The following is a 16401-nucleotide window of genomic DNA, read 5'->3' as shown; positions in this document are numbered from 1 at the left end:
TGGCGCATAGGCGCACAGTTGAGCAGGGCCGGCTTGCCGGAAGCGGGGTGTCACTCGTCGGAACAAGCACACCTAACTTGGCATCCAACCTCAGACCCACCCACCAGAGGATGCCCGATGTCCGCACCGATCGAAGGCTACGCCCTCATCGGCAACTGCCGTAGCTCCGCCCTGATCAACCGCGACGGCGCCCTCGACTGGCTGTGCCTGCCACGCTTCGATGCCCCCGCGGTGTTTGCCGCGCTGCTGGGCAACGAGGAAAACGGCCGCTGGCGCATCGCCCCCAGCGACCCGGTCGAGCACAGCACCCGCCGCTACCTCGACGACACCCTGGTACTGGAAACCACCTGGACCACCGCCAGTGGCCGCGCCCGGCTGCTCGACTGCATGCCCCTGGGCGAGCGCAACGCCGTGCTGCGCATCGTCGAGGGCCTGGCCGGCGAGACGGCCTTCGAGATGGACCTGGTGCTGCGCTTCGACTACGGCCGCAGCGTGCCCTGGGTGGAAAAGATCGACCCGCTGACCCTGAGCGCCGTCGCCGGCCCTGATCGGCTGATCCTGCGCAGCAGCACCGAAACCCATGGCCGCGACCACCACAGCGTCGCCCGTTTTCGCGTGCGCGCGGGGCAGCGCCAGGTGTTCAGCCTCTGCCACCAGGCCTCGCACCTGCCCGTGCAGCCCGATTGCGACATCGACCACGACTTCGAACAGACCCTCGAGCAGTGGCGGGCCTTCGCCGCCCGCTGCCCTGATGTCGGGCCTTACACCGACCGTGTGCGTCGTTCGCTGTTGACCCTCAAGGCCATGACCTACGCACCCACCGGCGGCATGGTCGCCGCCGTCACCACCTCGCTGCCCGAGCGCGTCGGTGGCGAGCGCAACTGGGACTACCGCTACTGCTGGCTGCGCGACGCCACCATGACCCTGCTGGCGCTGATGAACCTGGGCTATTTCGACGAGGCCCAGGCCTGGCGCGAATGGCTGCTGCGCTCGGTGGCCGGCAACCCCGAGCAGATGCAGATCATGTACGGCCTGGCGGGGGAACGTGACCTGCCCGAATTCACCTTGCCCTGGCTGCCGGGTTACGAAGGCTCGCAGCCGGTGCGGGTCGGCAATGCCGCCGCCGGCCAGTTGCAGCTGGACATCTACGGCGAACTGGCCGACGCCATGACCCAGGCGATCAAGGGCGGCCTGCCGCGCCACCCGCGTAGCGCGGCCATCGCCCGTGCGATCCTGCCGTACCTGGAAGGCATCTGGCGCGAGCCGGACGAGGGGCTGTGGGAGGTGCGGGGCGGTCGCCAGCACTTCGTGCACTCCAAGGTCATGGCCTGGGTCGCCTTCGACCGGGCGGCGGGCCTGGCCGACACCACCGAGGAGGGGCGTGAGCGCAGCCGGCATTACCGCCAGGTGGCGGACGAGATCCGTGACGAGGTCTGCCGGCGCGGGCTGGACGCTGGCGGCCGGCACTTCGTCCAGGCCTACGGCTCGACGGAGCTGGACGCGAGCCTGCTGCAGATTGCCCTGACCGGCTTTCTGCCGGCCGACGATCCACGCTTTCTGCGCACCCTGGAACAGATCGAAAGGCGCCTGCTGCGCAACGGCCTGCTGCTGCGCTACGACAGCGACAGTTGCAGCGACGGCCTAACGCCGGGGGAGGGGACGTTCCTGGTGTGTTCGTTCTGGCTGGCGGATGTGTATGTGCTGCTGGGGCGGCAGGACGAGGCGCAGGTGCTGTATGAGCGACTGACGGGGTTGTGCAATGACGTGGGGCTGCTGGCCGAGCAGTACGACCCGGCGGGGAAGCGCATGCTGGGGAATTTTCCGCAGGCGTTCAGCCATATCGGGATCATCAATACGGCGTTGAACCTGCACCGGGCGCAGTGTCCGGTGCGGGATCGGGCGGGGAGCAGTTGATGGAGAGAAAATAGGGTTGCCTTTGCCCTGGTTGCACTCCAGTGGTGAGGGCGTCTTTTCTTTACTCGTAGTAGCCCACGGTGTCCCTTAACTGATCAGCGAATTCATAGATGTCGTCTAATGAGTTAATGGGGTGGCGTGTCTCATTTTTATCTTTGTCGAAAATACCGATGTATTTTTGTGAACGGTTGAAGTGAAGCCGGGTGATCGGTTTCCGGTTGTTGTCGTCTAGTAAAATCCCAAAATAACTCTGCGTATCTCGGTGGATGACACGTTTGGAGTCCACAGTGGTACGGACAATAGCTTTGACTATGTGGAAACCTTCCAACTCATCCATTGTGGTTTGAATGCGATCTTCTGCGCTATCCGCGGACTCACTCTGCGTTTCGGTAACAACCTTTTCAGCAGGGGTTGGGTAAGAAACACCACTCATGGCTGACTTCAGGCGATCGTTGATCTGGTCATTCAAAAATTGAGAGGCTGCCTTGCGAGTCAGCAAACTGAACTGCTCTCTTACTTTTTGAGTTATGACACCATCGTAGACGCGTGAGGCGAAGAATTTTATGAAGTCATCGTCAGGTTGGCTGAATTGTGACGCGATGACCCGTTTGATCTGCCCGACGTACTTGAGCTCTCCTGCCGCATTGATTATTGAGTCAACGTCGAAGGCTGATTTTGTAAGTTTCTGCAGCTCCGGGATAACGTGCTCATCAATATCAAGAAGGTCGATTTCCAAAAATGGCTTTTCATCCATTTTGTTCGGTGCGTCAAGGTCTGTGAAGAAGCGGTAATGCCGCCCATTCGTCAGTATTGAAATTCTGGCCGTTGTGACGTGGAAGTAACGGAATAATTGGCTCGCATGGTTGATGTTGAGGGGCTCGCCTATTTTCTTCGTTTCGATGAGGATCTGTATTTCACCATCTTTCAAGATGGCGTAATCAATTTTCTCACCCTTCTTTGTGCCCACGTCACAGACGTATTCTGGAACAACCTCGGACGGATCGAAAACGTCGTAGCCCAGGACGGAGTGGATAAAGGGCATGATGAATGCCGTTTTAGTAGCTTCTTCAGTTTGAATGCTCGAAGCCAGTTGGTTGACCTTGGCGGCCATCGCGTTGAGACGTTCTACAAATTCCATTTGCGCTCCAGTGCGTGCTCGCCCATCCGGGCGGTAGAGGCAAGACGCTACTATGGTGGATCAGCTTGCCGCTACTGTCGTTTCATCCATGCTGGATACCCGAACAGGCAGGTGAAAGCACAATTTAGCTGCCTGAAAGTTAATCCTAAATCCGCAGAACGATCAGATTTTCCTCATTGCTTGTAGTCCATTTCCGAATCATCCTTTTGCCCCTCCTCAGCCATTGCTACGGTTTTCTCAGCAATCTAGGCTCCTTCGGTCGTTGCCAATTCAACGACCAGGTCTGCAAGCCTGTGTGTGATAGGAAGCCTAGCGCTAACCGCTATGCCGCCGGCGTATGTCTGTGGCTGATTTATGGCGGTTGTGTGTGGGTGGCCCTCGGGCCAGCCGGGTTTTCTCCTATTGCCCCGGTCTTGCAGCCCTGCACACGACCGCCACCATTACTTGCAAGGTAGTGAATGGCGGCATCTTCCAAGCAAAGGGAGCAGTGCCATGTTGAAGATCGTCCCCGATCCACCGCCATCCAATCCTTCCCCTCATCACCTTGAAGACACCCTGATCCAGGCCACGGAATATGTGCGTTGCGCCCTGATCGTGGCCCATCAGTCGGTGCTGGCCTCACATCCGCATTCGCTCGGTGCAACGCTGGCGCTGACGGCGGTGCACGAGATGGAAACCGTGCGCGCGCTGCTGGACTCCGCGTTAACGCAGGTGCAGGTGCCAGTTCAGGTGCAGACACACCATTGAGTTTGCGCATCTCGCGTGGAATGTAGTGGTTGAAGTGGGCATGTCTGGCGATGATTGACGTTGGCTGCGTGGGTGGCCGCGCTGGCGCTATCGCGGGGCAAGCCCGCTCCCACAGAGGTGCAGTTCCCAGAGCGACAGCGCAGCTCTAAGGTCCGTGCGATCTTCTACAGATGCCGTGCAGTTTTTGGGTCGCTGGTCAGGCCAGGGCCGACGGCTATGGCACGGACTGAGTGGAAGCAGGTATATGCAGATGCTTTGGACAAAGGGTGGCGTGGGGGGGCGGCTTGAACTGCGTTGGTACGTCATCCAGGCTTTCCAGGCGCCAGGCCATGGAGGGAGACAGGTCGTAGTGCATATCGACGACCCAGAGCCAGTTCTGCTTGAGCAGGTCATGTACAGATTTGTACCCAGCCTTCAATTGCTGGATCTGTGAGGGGCTTGCCGGGGTGACCAGGTAGCGAATCAGCTGCTCTTCCCGGTCTTCCTCGCTTTCGTACCAGAAATATAGGAGGACACCGCTGCCAAGCGTGGTGAATATCTTGGGGCCGTCGAAGTCGTAGAGGACCTCCACAATGTGCCAGCCCCTCAAACGACTGTGTGCAGATAGGGGGCGAGGCAATGGGCCACATCATGCTCAAGTCTCCGTCATAAAGAATGGAAGGCTGTACTTGACGTTCTTCAGCGGTCACCAGGTATGCGGGGGGGGGGGCTGATATTGTCGGCGTCTGGAGAGACGTTCTGTGGCTTGGATCGTGTCTGGCATTCTAGGTCCATGGGCGTAGTGCGTCCTTGTAGCATCTTTGCCGAAGTCTGTTCGCATGCCTGATGCATCGGACATGACTGTAGATTCAAATGGATGAGACTGGGGCTGATCTGAGCGTCAGAATCTCTCTCTTCGTTGTAGGGCATTTCCGTGCCGCTGCTGGCGCCATCGTTATCCCGCAATGACGCTGCATGGTTCCGATACTCACCAATGGATTGCGCAGGCCTCACCTAGGCGAATGAAGTGGCAGCTATGGCATGATGTCCGGCCCCGCACGCGATAGACGCCTGCCATGAAAGGAATACTCAGATGCCCTCGACCCCACCCAACGGCCTGCCGGTCTATCGCCTGATCACCGGCAAGGACGATGCCAGTTTCTGCCAGCGCATTTCCGAGATCCTGGCCTTGGGCTATCAGCTTTATGGTTCGCCCAGCCTGACCTTCGATAGCAGCAAGGGATATGTAGTGGCTGCGCAGGCGGTGCTGTGGCCGGTAGCCAGGGACTGAGACGGATGGATGCCGCAATCCGCCTGCGCCGGGCCATGCCCGACGACGCTGATGAAGTTGCCGTCCTGGTCGCAGAGGCCTACAGCCCCTACATCGCGAGGATCGGTCGGGTACCTGCGCCGATGCTTGATGACTATCGGCAAGTCGTGCAGGACGACGAGGTGTTCGTTGCCATTCAAGACACGCGAATCGTCGGGGTGCTGGTGTTGCGCCAGGAGGGCAGTGTGATGCTGCTGGTCAACGTCGCGGTGCTGCCGGACTGTAAAGGGCAGGGGATTGGCAGGCGGTTGATGGCGTTTTGCGAGGAGCATGCCCGTGCAACAGGTTGCATGGCCGTTCGGCTCTACACCCATGAGCGGATGGTGGAGAACATCGAGATTTACAGGAAGGCGGGCTATCGCGAGACGCATCGGGCGACAGAGGATGGGTTTGCCCGGTTATTTATGAAAAAGACTATTTTGTTGCCCTGAGGGGTAGGCCTTTTAGGGAAAATGGGCGCTATGGCTATAGACCGAGTGAGGGCCGCAAGGTGTCCGCCGCAAGCCTTGCAGCGCCTATCAGATCGAGCGCCGCCCGCGCGGCGCATCGCGGCGCAAGGCCGCTCCTACATCTGTTTCGGGCCAGTCAATCCTGTGCCATTACCTGGGCCGCCTTGTTGGCACGACGCGGTTTCAGTGTAGGCATCGTTGCCTTCTCACCTGTCTCAAGGCATGCGCCAAGGCGGGCAACCATGGCCTGACAAGTTCGGTACGTTGCAACAAATGTAGGAGCGGCCTTGCGTCGCGATGCGCCGCGCGGGCGGCGCTCGATCTGATAGGCGCTGCAAGGGTTGCGGCGGACACCAGGCAGCCTGAAGCCCCCGCAAGGAGCAGCTACGCTTGCGTGCTATAGGTCACGCAAGGCCAGGGAGCTGCCTGATGAAACGCCTGTACTACCTGCTGTTGTCGCTGCTGTTGCTGATACCCGCCGCCATGGCCGACGACGCCGATGGCACAGCACCTGTCGCGGCGCAGTTGACGGTAGCCAATCGCACGGTCTTCACCTTCCACGCCAGCGTGCTCGGCGAACCCCCGGCGGTGCGTGCGCAGCGCGCCCGGGCGGTGGTCGACGAGGCCCTGCGCGGTGCCGAGGGGCTGCAGGTGAGGGTCGATCCGATGATGGACAGCCAACTGGTCCTGATCGGTGACCGGCGCGCCTTCATCGTTGCCCCGCAGGACCTGCCGGGCGGCTCGGGCGATACCCGGGCGGCGGCCGAACAGGCCGCCGTGGTGCTGCGCCAGGTGGTGGACGAAACCGGCGAGGCGCGCAGCCTGCATTTCCTGTTCGTGGCCCTGGGCTACTCGCTGCTGGCCACGCTGATCTACGTCGCGCTGCTCAAGGGCGCCCATGTTGCCCGGCGCAAGCTCACTGGCCTCTTGCCCAGGCTGATGCGCAACCGCGCCTACCAGCTCAAGGTGGGGCAACTGCCGTTGTTCGACATGCAGTACGTCTATGCCCTGGTCGACCGCTTGCTGCGGCTGTTCTACTGGCTGCTGGTGGCGCTGTTCAGCTACCAGTGGCTGAGCTTCGTGCTGTCGCGATTCCCCTACACCCGTCCTTGGGGCGAGAGCCTCAACCTGCACCTGCTCGACCTGCTGCGCTACCTGCTCGACGGGATCGTGCATGCCATCCCGGGCATCGCCGTGGCGATCACCATCTTCTTCATCGCCCGTGGTATCAGCAGCTTCAGTCGCCGCCTGCTGGAGCGCCTGGCGCGCCCCGGCAGCGTGCCCTGGCTGACCGGCGAGACCCTGCAACCGACCACGCGCCTGACCTCCCTGGCCATCTGGCTGTTCGCCCTGGTGATGGCCTACCCGTACCTGCCGGGCTCGGGCACCGATGCGTTCAAGGGCTTGTCGGTGTTGCTGGGCCTGATGATTTCCCTGGGCGCCTCCAGCGTGGTCGGCCAGGCGGCGGCGGGGTTGATCCTCACCTATTCGCGCACGCTCAAGGCCGGCGAGTACGTGCGGGTCGGCGAGCACGAGGGGACGGTGACCGAGGTGGGGATGTTCAACACCACCATCCGCACCGGGCTGGGCGAAGTGCTGACCTTGCCCAACTCGATGATCACCGGTTCCGTGACCCGCAACTATTCACGGGCGGTGCAGGGGCCGGGGTATATCGTCGATACCGTGGTCACCATCGGCTACGACACGCCCTGGCGCCAGGTGGAGGCGATGCTGACCGAGGCGGCACGGCGCACCGACGGCATCCTCGCCAGCCCCAGGCCGCAGGTGTTCCAGACCGGGCTGTCGGACTTCTACCCGGAATACCGCCTGGTCGCCCAGGCGGTGCCGAGCGAGCCGAGGCCGCGGGCGGAGCTGCTGAGCCTGCTGCACGCCAATATCCAGGATGTGTTCAACGAATACGGCGTGCAGATCATGTCGCCGCATTACCTGGGCGACCCGGCACAGGAGAAGTGGGTGCCGCCCGAGCGCTGGTACAGCGCGCCGGCGCAGGCGCCGGATGCGCCCGGGGAGTGAGACCAGCGGCGCCGTTACAAAGGGCGCCGCCGATTCAGGGTTTGGCTATCAGGCCACCGCCTCGCGACTGGCACTTGCCGCCTTGGTGTGCCAAAGGGTCGGCACCATGAATGCGATTGCCAGCACGCACGCACTCACCAGCAGCACGAAGCCGCCGTCCCAGCCGAAGTGGTCGACGGTGTAGCCCATCGCCGCGCTGGCTGCGACCGAACCGCCCAGGTAGCCGAACAGGCCGGTGAAGCCGGCCGCGGTGCCGGCGGCTTTCTTCGGCGCCAGTTCCAGTGCCTGCAGGCCGATCAGCATCACCGGCCCGTAGATCAGGAAGCCGATGGCGAACAGCGCGATCATGTCGACGGTCGGGTTGCCCGGTGGGTTGAGCCAGTACACCAGGGTGGCGACGGTCACCAGGGCCATGAACACGATGCCGGTCAGGCCGCGGTTGCCGCGGAAGATCTTGTCGGACATCCAGCCGCACAGCAGGGTGCCGGGGATGCCGGCCCACTCGTAGAAGAAGTAGGCCCACGAGGTGGTGTCGACGCTGAAGTGCTTGGCTTCCTTCAGGTAGGTTGGCGCCCAGTCGAGCACGCCGTAGCGCAGCAGGTAGACGAACACGTTGGCCAGGGCGATGTACCACAGCAGTTTGTTGCGCAGCACGTACTCGACGAAGATCTGCTTGGCGCTGAATTCCTGCTCGTGGCTCTCGTCGTAGCCTTCCGGGTAGTCGTTCTTGTACTGCTCGACCGGCGGCAGGCCGACCGATTGCGGGGTGTCGCGCATGGTGGCGAAGGCGAACACGGCCACCAGCACCGCCACGGCGGCGGGCACGTAGAAGGCGGCGTGCCAGTCGTTGGTCCAGCCCAGGCCCAGCAGGAACAGCGGGCCGATCAGGCCGCCACCGACGTTGTGGGCGACGTTCCACACCGAAACCACGCCACCGCGCTCCTTCTGCGACCACCAGTGCACCATGGTCCGGCCGCTCGGCGGCCAGCCCATGCCCTGGGCCCAGCCGTTGATGAACAGCAGCACGAACATGATCGTCACGCTGGACGTGGCCCAATGCGCGAAACCGAAAATGAACATCACCCCGGCCGAGATCAGCAGGCCGAAGGGCAGGAAATAGCGCGGGTTGGAGCGGTCCGAGACCAGGCCCATGAGGAACTTGGACAGGCCGTAGGCGATGGCGATGGCGGAAATCGCCACGCCCAGCTGGCCGCGGGTGTAGCCCTCTTCCTCGATCAGGTAGGGCATGGCCAGGGAGAAGTTCTTGCGCAGCAGGTAGTAGCCGGCATAGCCGAAGAAGATCCCGGCGAAGATTTGCCAGCGCAGGCGGCGATAGGTGCTGTCGACGCGCTCGTCGGGCAGCGGCGCCTGGTGCGCGGCAGGGCGGAAGAAGGCAAACATGTGAAGCTCCCAACTTGTTATAGGTATGCGAAAACGAATTTTACATTTTCGTTACAGAAAAAATATCTGTTTCGCGGGGAGCAGGTGTTGTTTTGTGAAAATTGCCGTGTTTCTCGACGACAGGTTGATGGCAGATACCTGACACGAATAATGGCAAATGGCTACAGGCTGATCGGAAGTGAACCACTTTTCCGGCTCGACTATGGATAGAAGAGCCGAAACACATGGATATTCACGTAACGCAAGCCGAGCCCACCAGCACCGCCCCCCGCGACACGCAACTGCCCATCCTGCACATCACTACGGACCACTTCCGTGCCTGGCGCCTGGCGGCCGATGTGCTGTTCAGCACGGCGGCCAGCACAGGCGATGCCTTCGCTGTCTCGCTCGAGGTCTTTCATTTCCAGCGTTTTTTGTTGTGCCGTGGTTACCTGGAGGGCGCCCGCTATGATCGTGACGCGCACCGTCTGGGCGGCTGCGACCTCGATCACTATGTGCTGCACCTGCCGCTGCAGCGTGGCCTGGCAGCTGGCAATGGCATACGCGTACGGGCGCGGGATGTGGTAGTGCTGGACCTGACACAGCCGGCGGCTTTTGCCATGGCCGGCGGCGAAGGCCTGAGCCTGGTGATACCCCGTACCGCGCTGGGGCACCCCACATGGCAGTTGCATGGCCTGCGCCTGGGGCGGGAGAGCACGATGGGGCGCCTGCTCGCCAGCCTGCTTTTGTCGCTCGCCACGGCCGCGCCACAATTGACCCAGGAGCAATTGGTACATCTTGGCCAGCCGCTGGTGGGGGTGATCGGTGCCTGCCTGATCAGCGCGGCAGCCTGCAGCCAGGTCAAGGCCATGCCCACACAGGGCGACCTCGGTCGCCGGGCACGCAGTTACATCGAGCGCAATTTGCAGCGCAACGACCTTACCCCGACGCTGCTGGCCAAGGCCATGGGAACCTCGCGCAGTCAGTTGTATCGGGCATTCGAGCGATTCGGCGGGGTGCGCCACTACCTGCTGCAACGGCGCCTGCGCCGCTACCTGCAGGCGTTGGGCGAGCCCGGCAATGCCGGGCGGCGCATCGGCGATCTGGCCTATGACCATGGTTTCACCGACGAGGCGCACTTGCGCAAGGTGTTCCGCAAGGCCTTCGGCCTGTCTCCCCGCGCGGCGCGTACCGCCTTGCAGCGGGGCGAGCTGGCCTGCGCGGATGCGCGGGTTGGCGAGCCGCCCTCGATGGCGCGTTGGCTACGCGAGTTGGCCAGTCATTGATTCGGGACGGCTGACCCTGTTTTCGGGACGCACGCCCCCGGACACCCCCCGGGCCCATCCGTAATCTGGGCTCACCTGGTAACCCAACCATCCATCCAACCCGGTGCCGTCGTCAGGGCCTGAACCCTGCAACGCGTGGGGCATACCGAAGCCACCCGGACGGCATCGGCACCGCATGAGACAAGGAGCGTCGGTCGTGGCGAATCAATCCCTCCATCACCTCATCCAGAGCATCGCCGGCGCGGTCGCCGAGGCGCAGGACAAGATCCAGCGCTTCCAGGTATCGACGGTGCGCCAGTACTTCGACGAGGACAACCGGCCGGTCAGCATCGATGTGCGCCTGCCGTCCCATTCGCCCGAGGCGAGGGACGGCGAGGAGCGCGTGGTACGGGTCCCGCTGCTGTCGCTGGTGGGGGCGCGGCTGATGGCCGTGAAGGACATGGAAATCTCGTTCGAGGTAGGGCTGAACGCCGATGACGGCTCGGCCGCGAACGTCGGCCCGGCGACTGCCGGTGATGACGACTCGGGCTGGCCGAGCGAGACCCACAAGGCTCTGAACGTCGACCTGGGCGTTCGCCGCAATGGTGAAGGCGGGCCGCTGGCGCGCGTCACCCTCAAAGTCGAAACCCAGCCCCCTTCGGAGGGGATGGCTCGGCTGCTGCAAAACCTCGATAAATTGATCTAGGAGAAACACAAATGGCTAACTTCTCGATGGGTGACCAGTTCCGCGGCCTGCCTATGGGCGACCTGATCGGCGGTCCTCTCACAGCCGCTTGCGACGCCCAGGTCCGCCTGGCCAATGCCACCGCCGACTTCATCAAGGTGATCGGCTTCCTGCCTGACCCCAACAACCCGACTGACCCCAACGCGGTGGGGGATGTGCGCACGGTCAGCTTCCGCTTCGACCGTCCGTCCACCAGCAAGCCCGATGACGGCACCATCCCGATGGAACGGGTGGAGCTCGAAGTCCCGTTGCTGGCGGTGGTCAAGGTGCCGAACCTGTCGATCAACAAGGTCGACATCACCTTCGACATGGAGGTGAAGAACTCCGAGCAATCGCGCGAAGCCACCGACGCCCAGGCGGCGATGTCGGCGGAGGCCAGCGTGGGCTGGGGGCCGTTCAGCGCCAAGGTCAACATCTCCGGCTCGGTGTCCTCGCACAAGGAGAACACCCGCTCGACCGACCAGTCGGCCAAGTATCACGTCGAGGTCCACGCGGCCGACGACGGTATGCCGGAAGGGCTGGCCCGGGTGCTGGACATGATCTCGCAGTCGGTCGCGCCCAAAGCCATCACCCAGCAGTAAGCGGTGATCGGCCCAACGCCAGCCCTGTGGGCGTGTGAGCGCTAGCCAGGGGTTGGCCGTCAGACTTTTCCGGAAAGGAGTTCCGTGATGTTCGATCTAACGGACGTGGGATATGTGAAACGCATCGTCGTCGGCAGCACCGATCCGGAGAAGCTGACGTCGCACGAGCTGATCCAGGCGCAGACCGCGTTGCTCAACCGCTGCCTCAGCGAGCCGCCCAAGGGGCGCATCGTCGGCATCGAGAAAACCTTCAACCTGCTCAACATCGGCGAGCACCAGGTGGTGCTGCAGTCACTCATCTACCACGTGGGCTTCGCCCGTCGGCCGTTCTGGCTGGCCGACGAACAGGAGGCCTCGTGATGAACCACTTCGCAGAGTTCGTCCACGCGCTGGGCGGCGCCGTGCAGTGCGCGCGGCAGGCCACCGGGCAACGCTGGCCGGGGATCCGGATCGCAGAGATGCAGGTGGTGCTGGCCGCCACCCTCGAGCCCGGCGATGCGCCGGGGAGGCTGGCACTGCGTGTCGGTCGCGCGCCACGGCGCAATGAAACCTTGCATGAGCTGAGTATCAAGGTGCCCGGCGATGCCGGTGAGGCGATTGTCGTTCGCCTCGATGGCGAGCTGTTCGGCCACTACGGGAGGCCCGGTGATGGCCAGGCCGACTGAGCGCTCGATGCGTTTGCTGCTTTCAACCCAGGAGACCCGAACCATGCGCACGATTCTCAAGAACAAACCAGGCCAACCGGCTCGGATGTCCATCGGCAAGCGCGTGCTGTGCGCCATTGGCGCAGCCGCATTGTCGGCGCTGGTGGCGTTGGGGGCGATCCAGCCCGACCTGGCCCTGGCCATCGCCAAGTGGGCGGGGCTGGTGCTGGCGTTCTGAACCCATGAATCACCCAACAAGGAGAGTCACCATGAGACATCTGGCAACCGCACTGGCCGGTGCCCTTGCACTGGCCGGCCTGGGATCGGCGTGGGCCGACGAGTACCAGGGCACGCTCAAGGACAACGGCACCAACGTGCCGGTGCTGCTGAACATCGATCCTGGCGCAGGCTTGGGCAAGAACGCCGGCAAGGTGCGCTTCGGCGCCGGATGGGCGTGCGATTTCGCCCTGGAGTTCAACGGCGCGGATGGGCCGGAGCGCAGCTACAGCCTCAAAGGCGGTGGGGCGGGCCGTTGCGGACCGCTGACCCTGGGCTACCTGCAGAGTCGCCAGGGCAGTGATGGCCTGCAGATCCAGTTGTTCACCCAGGCCAACAAGCTCGCCTACAGCGCCACCCTGGTGCCGCCCGCCAGGTAGCCGCCACAACCAACCGTCATCCATTCGCTTCGCCTTCAAGGCACGGCCTGGCCGCTGCCCCACGGGGAGCGGCTTGCCTGAAAAAAGGAGCTGACCATGTGCATCACCAACACCGTAGGGGCGGGCGGCAACAACGCCCCAGCCGATGTGCGCAGCCTGCAGCTGCTGCTCAACCTCAACAGCGGTCAACGCGGCTTCAGCTGCGCGCTTGGCATCGATGGCCTGTGGGGGGGCGGCACGCGCAGTGCGCTGGACACCTTCCAGCAGATCATCGGCAGCCCGCAGGGCAAGCCGGTGGCGCCGGGCGATGCGACCCTGGCCGCCTTGCGCGTGGGCCTGCCCGGTGGGCTGGTCGCGCCCAAGTTGTGGCTGGCGCTGATCAATGCCAGCGGCGCACGTATCGATGCCTTCCACCAACCGGTGCTCGACGTGCTGACCCGCTACCGCATCGACACGCCGCTGCGCATCGCCCACTTCCTTGCCCAGATCGCCCATGAGAGCGGCTGCCTGCGATACACCGAGGAGCTGGCCTCCGGGAGTGCCTACGAGGGCCGCAAGGACCTGGGCAACCTGCAACCGGGCGACGGGCCGCGCTTCAAGGGACGCGGGCTGATCCAGCTGACCGGTCGCGCCAACTACCGCCAGTACGGCCAGTACTGCAAGCGCGATTTCGAGAGCAAGGACGATCCCTCCCTGGTCAGCAGCGACCCGGCCCTGGCGGTGGACGTCGCCGGTTGGTTCTGGGCGAACCGCAAGCTCAACGACTGGGCCGACAAGGATGACCTGCGTGAGGTCACCCGCCGCGTCAATGGCGGTTTCAACGGTCTCGACGACCGCGCCGCGTACCTCGCCCGGGCCAGGTGGCTGCTGATCGGCTGAACTCCATTCCCCCTTTTCGCCGGCAGCGGCGGAACCCGAGGACAACAACGTCCTGTCACCGTAAAAAAGGAGCTTCATGATGAAAAAGACTTTCGTATTCCCACATGCACGCGCCGCGCTGGCTGGGTTGGCGGTCATCGGCAGCCTGGCGTTCAGCCTGGTGCCGGTGGCGTCCGCCCAGGCCGCCGTGGCATGCCCACAGCCCAACTCGGGCGGCGTGCCGGCGGTCAATCAACAGCATGTGTTCTGCGGCGAGGTGGCCAACAACCGGGCCAAGGGCTTCCACAGCAGGCCTGGCGGACAGTTGCCCGCCACCGTGGCCTTCACGGCGGCGACCACCAATACACCGGTCGGGCCGGCCGGGATCTATGTCCTGCGCAGCTTCAACATCACCCAGAACGGCGTGACCGCGAGCAAGTCCATCTCCACCATGTTCCCGGACAGCTGCTCGCAAGCCAATGTGGTGGCGGCCATCCAGAATGCCTACAACAACCGCACCTCGCTGAACGGCAACGAGTTCCGCGGACCGTCGGGGGCTCATTGCGTGGCCGGCAACCCTGGCGCATCGTTCAACATCGTCGGTTATCTGAATGGGGCTGGCACGGTGGTGACCACCGCCTATCCTGACTACTGATCCTGCGTCACCCTCACCAGGGCCGGGCATCATGCCCGGCTCTTCCGTATCCCTGGCAAAGGAGCATGCTCATGTCCAACCCCCGCCCCCCAGGCCTGCAGCAGTTCCTCGACGACGAGGTGACGGCCGTGGCACTCGAGCACTTGCTCGAGAAGGCCCTGGCCGCACGTCGCAACCGGATGGTGGAGGCCTACAGCGGCAACGCCTACCACGTTGCCTTCGAAGAGGACGCCGTGCTGATCGAACACCATTACAGGGAGGACTGGCCTGCGGTGCGCCTGCCTTTGGACAGTTTCATCGAGACCCTGCAGGGTTGGCAGCCGAAGGCGCGCTACTGAAACCCTGCGTCGGGCCGGCACGCCGGTGGTGCTTGCCACGTTTTTGCGGGCCTGTGAAGGTCAATCGAGCACTGGCCGCAGGAAGTTGCGTTCGTAGCTGAGGATGAAACGTTGCTCGTTGGCCAGGGCGAAGGCGGCGATGCATTGCGGGTCGGTTTCCGAGGCTTTGCGGTACTGCTCGTAGGCCGCCAGGCTGGGGAAGCTGAACAGGGCGTAGGCGACATTGTTGGCGCCTTCGCTGGGCAGGAAGTAGCCGTGGTGGGTACCGCCCATGCGGTTGACCAGGCCGATCCACAGCTTGCCATAGGCCTCGAAGGCCGGGATCTGGTAGGGGTCGATGATGTACTTGAGGTGGCAGGTGATCATTGCACGCAATCCTTTGGGTGAGCCGGGTGGCTCACCTTACAGGGGCGGATGGCGGCCGTCACTGGGGGGCTGGTTGTCGCCAGATCAGTTGGTCGGTGGGATAGCCTTGCCGGCGTGCCAGCTCCAGCAGCTGTTCTCGGGTCTGGGCGCTGACGGTCGGTGAGCGCGACAGCAGCCACAGGTACTCGCGGTTCGGATGGCCGACCAGCGCCACACGATAGTCCGGGTCGTGGTAGAGCACCCAGTACTCGCCTTTGGTCAGGCCGGGGGCCAGGCGGCTGAACCAGTTGTCAAAGCGCACCCAGAGCTTGTCGGTGCTTCCGGCCACCTGCGGCTCGGCGACGCCTCGGGCTTCGTTCCACTGGCCGTCCTGCTCCAGGCAGCGATTGGTCACGTCGATACGGCCGTCCTTGCGCAGGCCATAATGGGCCTCGGATTGCACGCAGTGACGCTGGAAGAACATCGGCAGGCGCGCCAGTTCGTACCAGGTGCCCTGGTAGCGCTGCAGTTCGACCTGCTGCGTGGTGGGCGGCGGTTCATCGCGGGCGCTGGTGCAGCCCGTGAGCGCGAGGGTGAGGCAGCAGCAAAACGGCACGGCCAGGCGCATCGCCATGGGAAACCTCCTGAAGGGGGGAAAGGGTCACATGGCTTTCGATGCGCGGGCCGGCCAAAGGTTTTACTGGGCTGGGCGTGAGGTCTCCACGCTCAGCACTTCGGTATAGATGGCTTCGACGGTCTGGTCGAGCTTGAGATTCTTCATGCGTGCCTGCAGTTCGGGGTCCTCGACCTTGACCACCTGCAGCTTGCCTTCCGGTGGCAGCAGGGTGACTTCGTGGGTGTTGAGGTCGATTTTCTTGATCTGCGAGGTGACCTTGACCTGGCGGAAAGCCTCGCCACCTGGGTTGGGGTTGGCCGCGGTGGCGCGGATGGTGCCCGATTCCTCGGAGGCCTTGGGCGCGCCGCCGACATCGGTGTTCAGTACATAGGCGATGGCACGGGTGACTTTGATGTCGACCTGGTCACCGACCTTGAGGTTGGGCAGGGCCTTGGCCTGTTCGGTGAGCTGGAAGGTCACGTCCTTGTCGTGGGGGCCCTTGACCGTGACCTGGCGGTTGGGCAGGTCGATCTTGGTCACTTCGGTGGTGACATGGCTTTCCAGCGCTTCGCTGGCGATGGGCAGTTCGGCGGCGTGGGCGGTGAGGCTGGCGGCAAAGATGAGCGAGGCGAGAGCGATGGCGCGGGTTGGGTTCATTGGCCTGTCTTCCTTGTGGTCGATACCGGTGGGTGTATGCGAGAAGAAGCATAGACACTGGTTGGCAGAT

21 protein-coding genes are annotated in these 16401 nt (G+C 63.3%); 15 read left to right on the top strand and 6 right to left on the bottom strand.

Annotated elements, in window-relative coordinates:
* The first annotated feature begins 117 nt into the window (after window positions 1–117).
* Window positions 118–1914 carry a glycoside hydrolase family 15 protein gene (locus VUG52_RS17640; protein WP_050706459.1) on the top strand — a complete coding sequence of 599 codons (1797 nt, stop codon included), beginning with the start codon at window positions 118–120 and terminating at the stop codon, window positions 1912–1914.
* 61 nt (window positions 1915–1975) lie between these two features.
* Here VUG52_RS17640 and VUG52_RS17635 read toward each other — a convergent pair whose 3' ends face one another.
* The gene (locus VUG52_RS17635) at window positions 1976–3052 is read right to left on the bottom strand and encodes a type I restriction endonuclease (protein WP_050706458.1); all 1077 of its coding nucleotides are present in this window, start codon (window positions 3050–3052) and stop codon (window positions 1976–1978) included.
* A 492-nt stretch (window positions 3053–3544) separates the two neighbouring features.
* On the opposite strand from VUG52_RS17635, the gene VUG52_RS17630 reads away from it, so the two are divergent.
* On the top strand, window positions 3545–3799 hold the full coding sequence (locus tag VUG52_RS17630) for a hypothetical protein (protein ID WP_050706457.1): 255 nt from the start codon (window positions 3545–3547) through the stop codon (window positions 3797–3799).
* Window positions 3800–4013: 214 nt separating this feature from the next.
* On the opposite strand, the gene VUG52_RS17625 is transcribed toward VUG52_RS17630, so the two are convergent.
* Complete coding sequence (locus VUG52_RS17625; RefSeq protein ID WP_050706456.1) at window positions 4014–4370, bottom strand: hypothetical protein; 357 nt, start codon at window positions 4368–4370, stop codon at window positions 4014–4016.
* Between the two features lie 501 nt (window positions 4371–4871).
* Here VUG52_RS17625 and VUG52_RS17620 point away from each other — a divergent pair.
* The 3 genes from VUG52_RS17620 (at window position 4872) to VUG52_RS17610 (ending at window position 7591) form a co-directional block, all read left to right on the top strand.
* On the top strand, window positions 4872–5069 hold the full coding sequence (locus tag VUG52_RS17620; RefSeq protein ID WP_050706455.1) for a DUF1737 domain-containing protein: 198 nt from the start codon (window positions 4872–4874) through the stop codon (window positions 5067–5069).
* A gap of 5 nt (window positions 5070–5074) precedes the next feature.
* Window positions 5075–5539, top strand: coding sequence for a GNAT family N-acetyltransferase (locus VUG52_RS17615; RefSeq protein WP_050706454.1), 465 nt, complete (start codon window positions 5075–5077; stop codon window positions 5537–5539).
* 447 nt (window positions 5540–5986) lie between these two features.
* The gene (locus VUG52_RS17610) at window positions 5987–7591 is read left to right on the top strand and encodes a mechanosensitive ion channel domain-containing protein (protein ID WP_050706453.1); all 1605 of its coding nucleotides are present in this window, start codon (window positions 5987–5989) and stop codon (window positions 7589–7591) included.
* Window positions 7592–7639: 48 nt separating this feature from the next.
* Here the strand turns inward: VUG52_RS17610 and glpT are convergent, their stop codons facing one another.
* Window positions 7640–8992, bottom strand: coding sequence for a glycerol-3-phosphate transporter (glpT, locus tag VUG52_RS17605; protein ID WP_050706452.1), 1353 nt, complete (start codon window positions 8990–8992; stop codon window positions 7640–7642).
* A gap of 224 nt (window positions 8993–9216) precedes the next feature.
* Between glpT and VUG52_RS17600 the strand changes: the two genes are divergently transcribed.
* The 10 genes from VUG52_RS17600 to VUG52_RS17555 all read left to right on the top strand — a co-directional run bounded on the left by VUG52_RS17600 (window position 9217) and on the right by VUG52_RS17555 (window position 14713).
* Window positions 9217–10257 (top strand): helix-turn-helix domain-containing protein, encoded by a 1041-nt coding sequence (locus tag VUG52_RS17600; protein ID WP_052896032.1) that lies wholly within the window; start codon window positions 9217–9219, stop codon window positions 10255–10257.
* Between the two features lie 196 nt (window positions 10258–10453).
* Window positions 10454–10942 carry a DUF2589 domain-containing protein gene (locus VUG52_RS17595; protein ID WP_050706451.1) on the top strand — a complete coding sequence of 163 codons (489 nt, stop codon included), beginning with the start codon at window positions 10454–10456 and terminating at the stop codon, window positions 10940–10942.
* Between the two features lie 11 nt (window positions 10943–10953).
* Window positions 10954–11562, top strand: coding sequence for a DUF2589 domain-containing protein (locus tag VUG52_RS17590; RefSeq protein WP_050706450.1), 609 nt, complete (start codon window positions 10954–10956; stop codon window positions 11560–11562).
* Between the two features lie 87 nt (window positions 11563–11649).
* Window positions 11650–11922, top strand: coding sequence for a hypothetical protein (locus tag VUG52_RS17585; RefSeq protein WP_050706449.1), 273 nt, complete (start codon window positions 11650–11652; stop codon window positions 11920–11922).
* The gene (locus VUG52_RS17580) at window positions 11922–12227 is read left to right on the top strand and encodes a hypothetical protein (protein WP_050706448.1); all 306 of its coding nucleotides are present in this window, start codon (window positions 11922–11924) and stop codon (window positions 12225–12227) included. The genes VUG52_RS17585 and VUG52_RS17580 overlap by 1 nt, the downstream gene beginning before the upstream one ends.
* Window positions 12228–12270: 43 nt before the next feature.
* Window positions 12271–12444: a hypothetical protein gene (locus VUG52_RS17575; RefSeq protein ID WP_256206015.1), complete on the top strand. Its 174-nt coding sequence runs from the start codon at window positions 12271–12273 to the stop codon at window positions 12442–12444.
* Between the two features lie 31 nt (window positions 12445–12475).
* Window positions 12476–12862 (top strand): hypothetical protein, encoded by a 387-nt coding sequence (locus VUG52_RS17570; protein ID WP_050706446.1) that lies wholly within the window; start codon window positions 12476–12478, stop codon window positions 12860–12862.
* A 96-nt stretch (window positions 12863–12958) separates the two neighbouring features.
* A complete protein-coding gene (locus VUG52_RS17565) occupies window positions 12959–13741 on the top strand; it encodes a glycoside hydrolase family 19 protein (RefSeq protein ID WP_050706445.1) in 783 nt (260 codons plus the stop codon).
* Between the two features lie 79 nt (window positions 13742–13820).
* Window positions 13821–14375, top strand: coding sequence for an EndoU domain-containing protein (locus VUG52_RS17560; protein WP_050706444.1), 555 nt, complete (start codon window positions 13821–13823; stop codon window positions 14373–14375).
* A gap of 71 nt (window positions 14376–14446) precedes the next feature.
* A complete protein-coding gene (locus VUG52_RS17555; protein WP_050706443.1) occupies window positions 14447–14713 on the top strand; it encodes a hypothetical protein in 267 nt (88 codons plus the stop codon).
* A gap of 60 nt (window positions 14714–14773) precedes the next feature.
* On the opposite strand, the gene VUG52_RS17550 is transcribed toward VUG52_RS17555, so the two are convergent.
* From VUG52_RS17550 to VUG52_RS17540, 3 genes are all read right to left on the bottom strand, one after another.
* The gene (locus VUG52_RS17550) at window positions 14774–15079 is read right to left on the bottom strand and encodes an NIPSNAP family protein (RefSeq protein WP_050706442.1); all 306 of its coding nucleotides are present in this window, start codon (window positions 15077–15079) and stop codon (window positions 14774–14776) included.
* A 58-nt stretch (window positions 15080–15137) separates the two neighbouring features.
* On the bottom strand, window positions 15138–15692 hold the full coding sequence (locus VUG52_RS17545; RefSeq protein WP_050706441.1) for a lipocalin family protein: 555 nt from the start codon (window positions 15690–15692) through the stop codon (window positions 15138–15140).
* Between the two features lie 63 nt (window positions 15693–15755).
* Window positions 15756–16331, bottom strand: coding sequence for a hypothetical protein (locus VUG52_RS17540; RefSeq protein WP_050706440.1), 576 nt, complete (start codon window positions 16329–16331; stop codon window positions 15756–15758).
* Between the last annotated feature and the right edge of the window lie 70 nt (window positions 16332–16401).

The organism is Pseudomonas sp. LH21 (assembly GCF_036549575.1).
Classification (GTDB): domain Bacteria; phylum Pseudomonadota; class Gammaproteobacteria; order Pseudomonadales; family Pseudomonadaceae; genus Aquipseudomonas; species Aquipseudomonas peradeniyensis.
Note: the sequence above shows the minus strand (reverse complement) of the source record. Positions and strands in the feature narration are given on the sequence as shown.

Bases quoted from the DNA above. Each gene is read 5' to 3' on its own strand.
- VUG52_RS17640 (WP_050706459.1), top strand. From the start codon at position 118: ATGTCCGCACCGATCGAAGGCTACGCCCTCATCGGCAACTGCCGTAGC.
- VUG52_RS17635 (WP_050706458.1), bottom strand. From the start codon at position 3,052: ATGGAATTTGTAGAACGTCTCAACGCGATGGCCGCCAAGGTCAACCAA.
- VUG52_RS17630 (WP_050706457.1), top strand. From the start codon at position 3,545: ATGTTGAAGATCGTCCCCGATCCACCGCCATCCAATCCTTCCCCTCAT.
- VUG52_RS17620 (WP_050706455.1), top strand. From the start codon at position 4,872: ATGCCCTCGACCCCACCCAACGGCCTGCCGGTCTATCGCCTGATCACC.
- VUG52_RS17615 (WP_050706454.1), top strand. From the start codon at position 5,075: ATGGATGCCGCAATCCGCCTGCGCCGGGCCATGCCCGACGACGCTGAT.
- VUG52_RS17610 (WP_050706453.1), top strand. From the start codon at position 5,987: ATGAAACGCCTGTACTACCTGCTGTTGTCGCTGCTGTTGCTGATACCC.
- glpT (WP_050706452.1), bottom strand. From the start codon at position 8,992: ATGTTTGCCTTCTTCCGCCCTGCCGCGCACCAGGCGCCGCTGCCCGAC.
- VUG52_RS17600 (WP_052896032.1), top strand. From the start codon at position 9,217: ATGGATATTCACGTAACGCAAGCCGAGCCCACCAGCACCGCCCCCCGC.
- VUG52_RS17590 (WP_050706450.1), top strand. From the start codon at position 10,954: ATGGCTAACTTCTCGATGGGTGACCAGTTCCGCGGCCTGCCTATGGGC.
- VUG52_RS17585 (WP_050706449.1), top strand. From the start codon at position 11,650: ATGTTCGATCTAACGGACGTGGGATATGTGAAACGCATCGTCGTCGGC.
- VUG52_RS17580 (WP_050706448.1), top strand. From the start codon at position 11,922: ATGAACCACTTCGCAGAGTTCGTCCACGCGCTGGGCGGCGCCGTGCAG.
- VUG52_RS17575 (WP_256206015.1), top strand. From the start codon at position 12,271: ATGCGCACGATTCTCAAGAACAAACCAGGCCAACCGGCTCGGATGTCC.
- VUG52_RS17570 (WP_050706446.1), top strand. From the start codon at position 12,476: ATGAGACATCTGGCAACCGCACTGGCCGGTGCCCTTGCACTGGCCGGC.
- VUG52_RS17565 (WP_050706445.1), top strand. From the start codon at position 12,959: ATGTGCATCACCAACACCGTAGGGGCGGGCGGCAACAACGCCCCAGCC.
- VUG52_RS17560 (WP_050706444.1), top strand. From the start codon at position 13,821: ATGAAAAAGACTTTCGTATTCCCACATGCACGCGCCGCGCTGGCTGGG.
- VUG52_RS17555 (WP_050706443.1), top strand. From the start codon at position 14,447: ATGTCCAACCCCCGCCCCCCAGGCCTGCAGCAGTTCCTCGACGACGAG.
- VUG52_RS17550 (WP_050706442.1), bottom strand. From the start codon at position 15,079: ATGATCACCTGCCACCTCAAGTACATCATCGACCCCTACCAGATCCCG.
- VUG52_RS17545 (WP_050706441.1), bottom strand. From the start codon at position 15,692: ATGGCGATGCGCCTGGCCGTGCCGTTTTGCTGCTGCCTCACCCTCGCG.
- VUG52_RS17540 (WP_050706440.1), bottom strand. From the start codon at position 16,331: ATGAACCCAACCCGCGCCATCGCTCTCGCCTCGCTCATCTTTGCCGCC.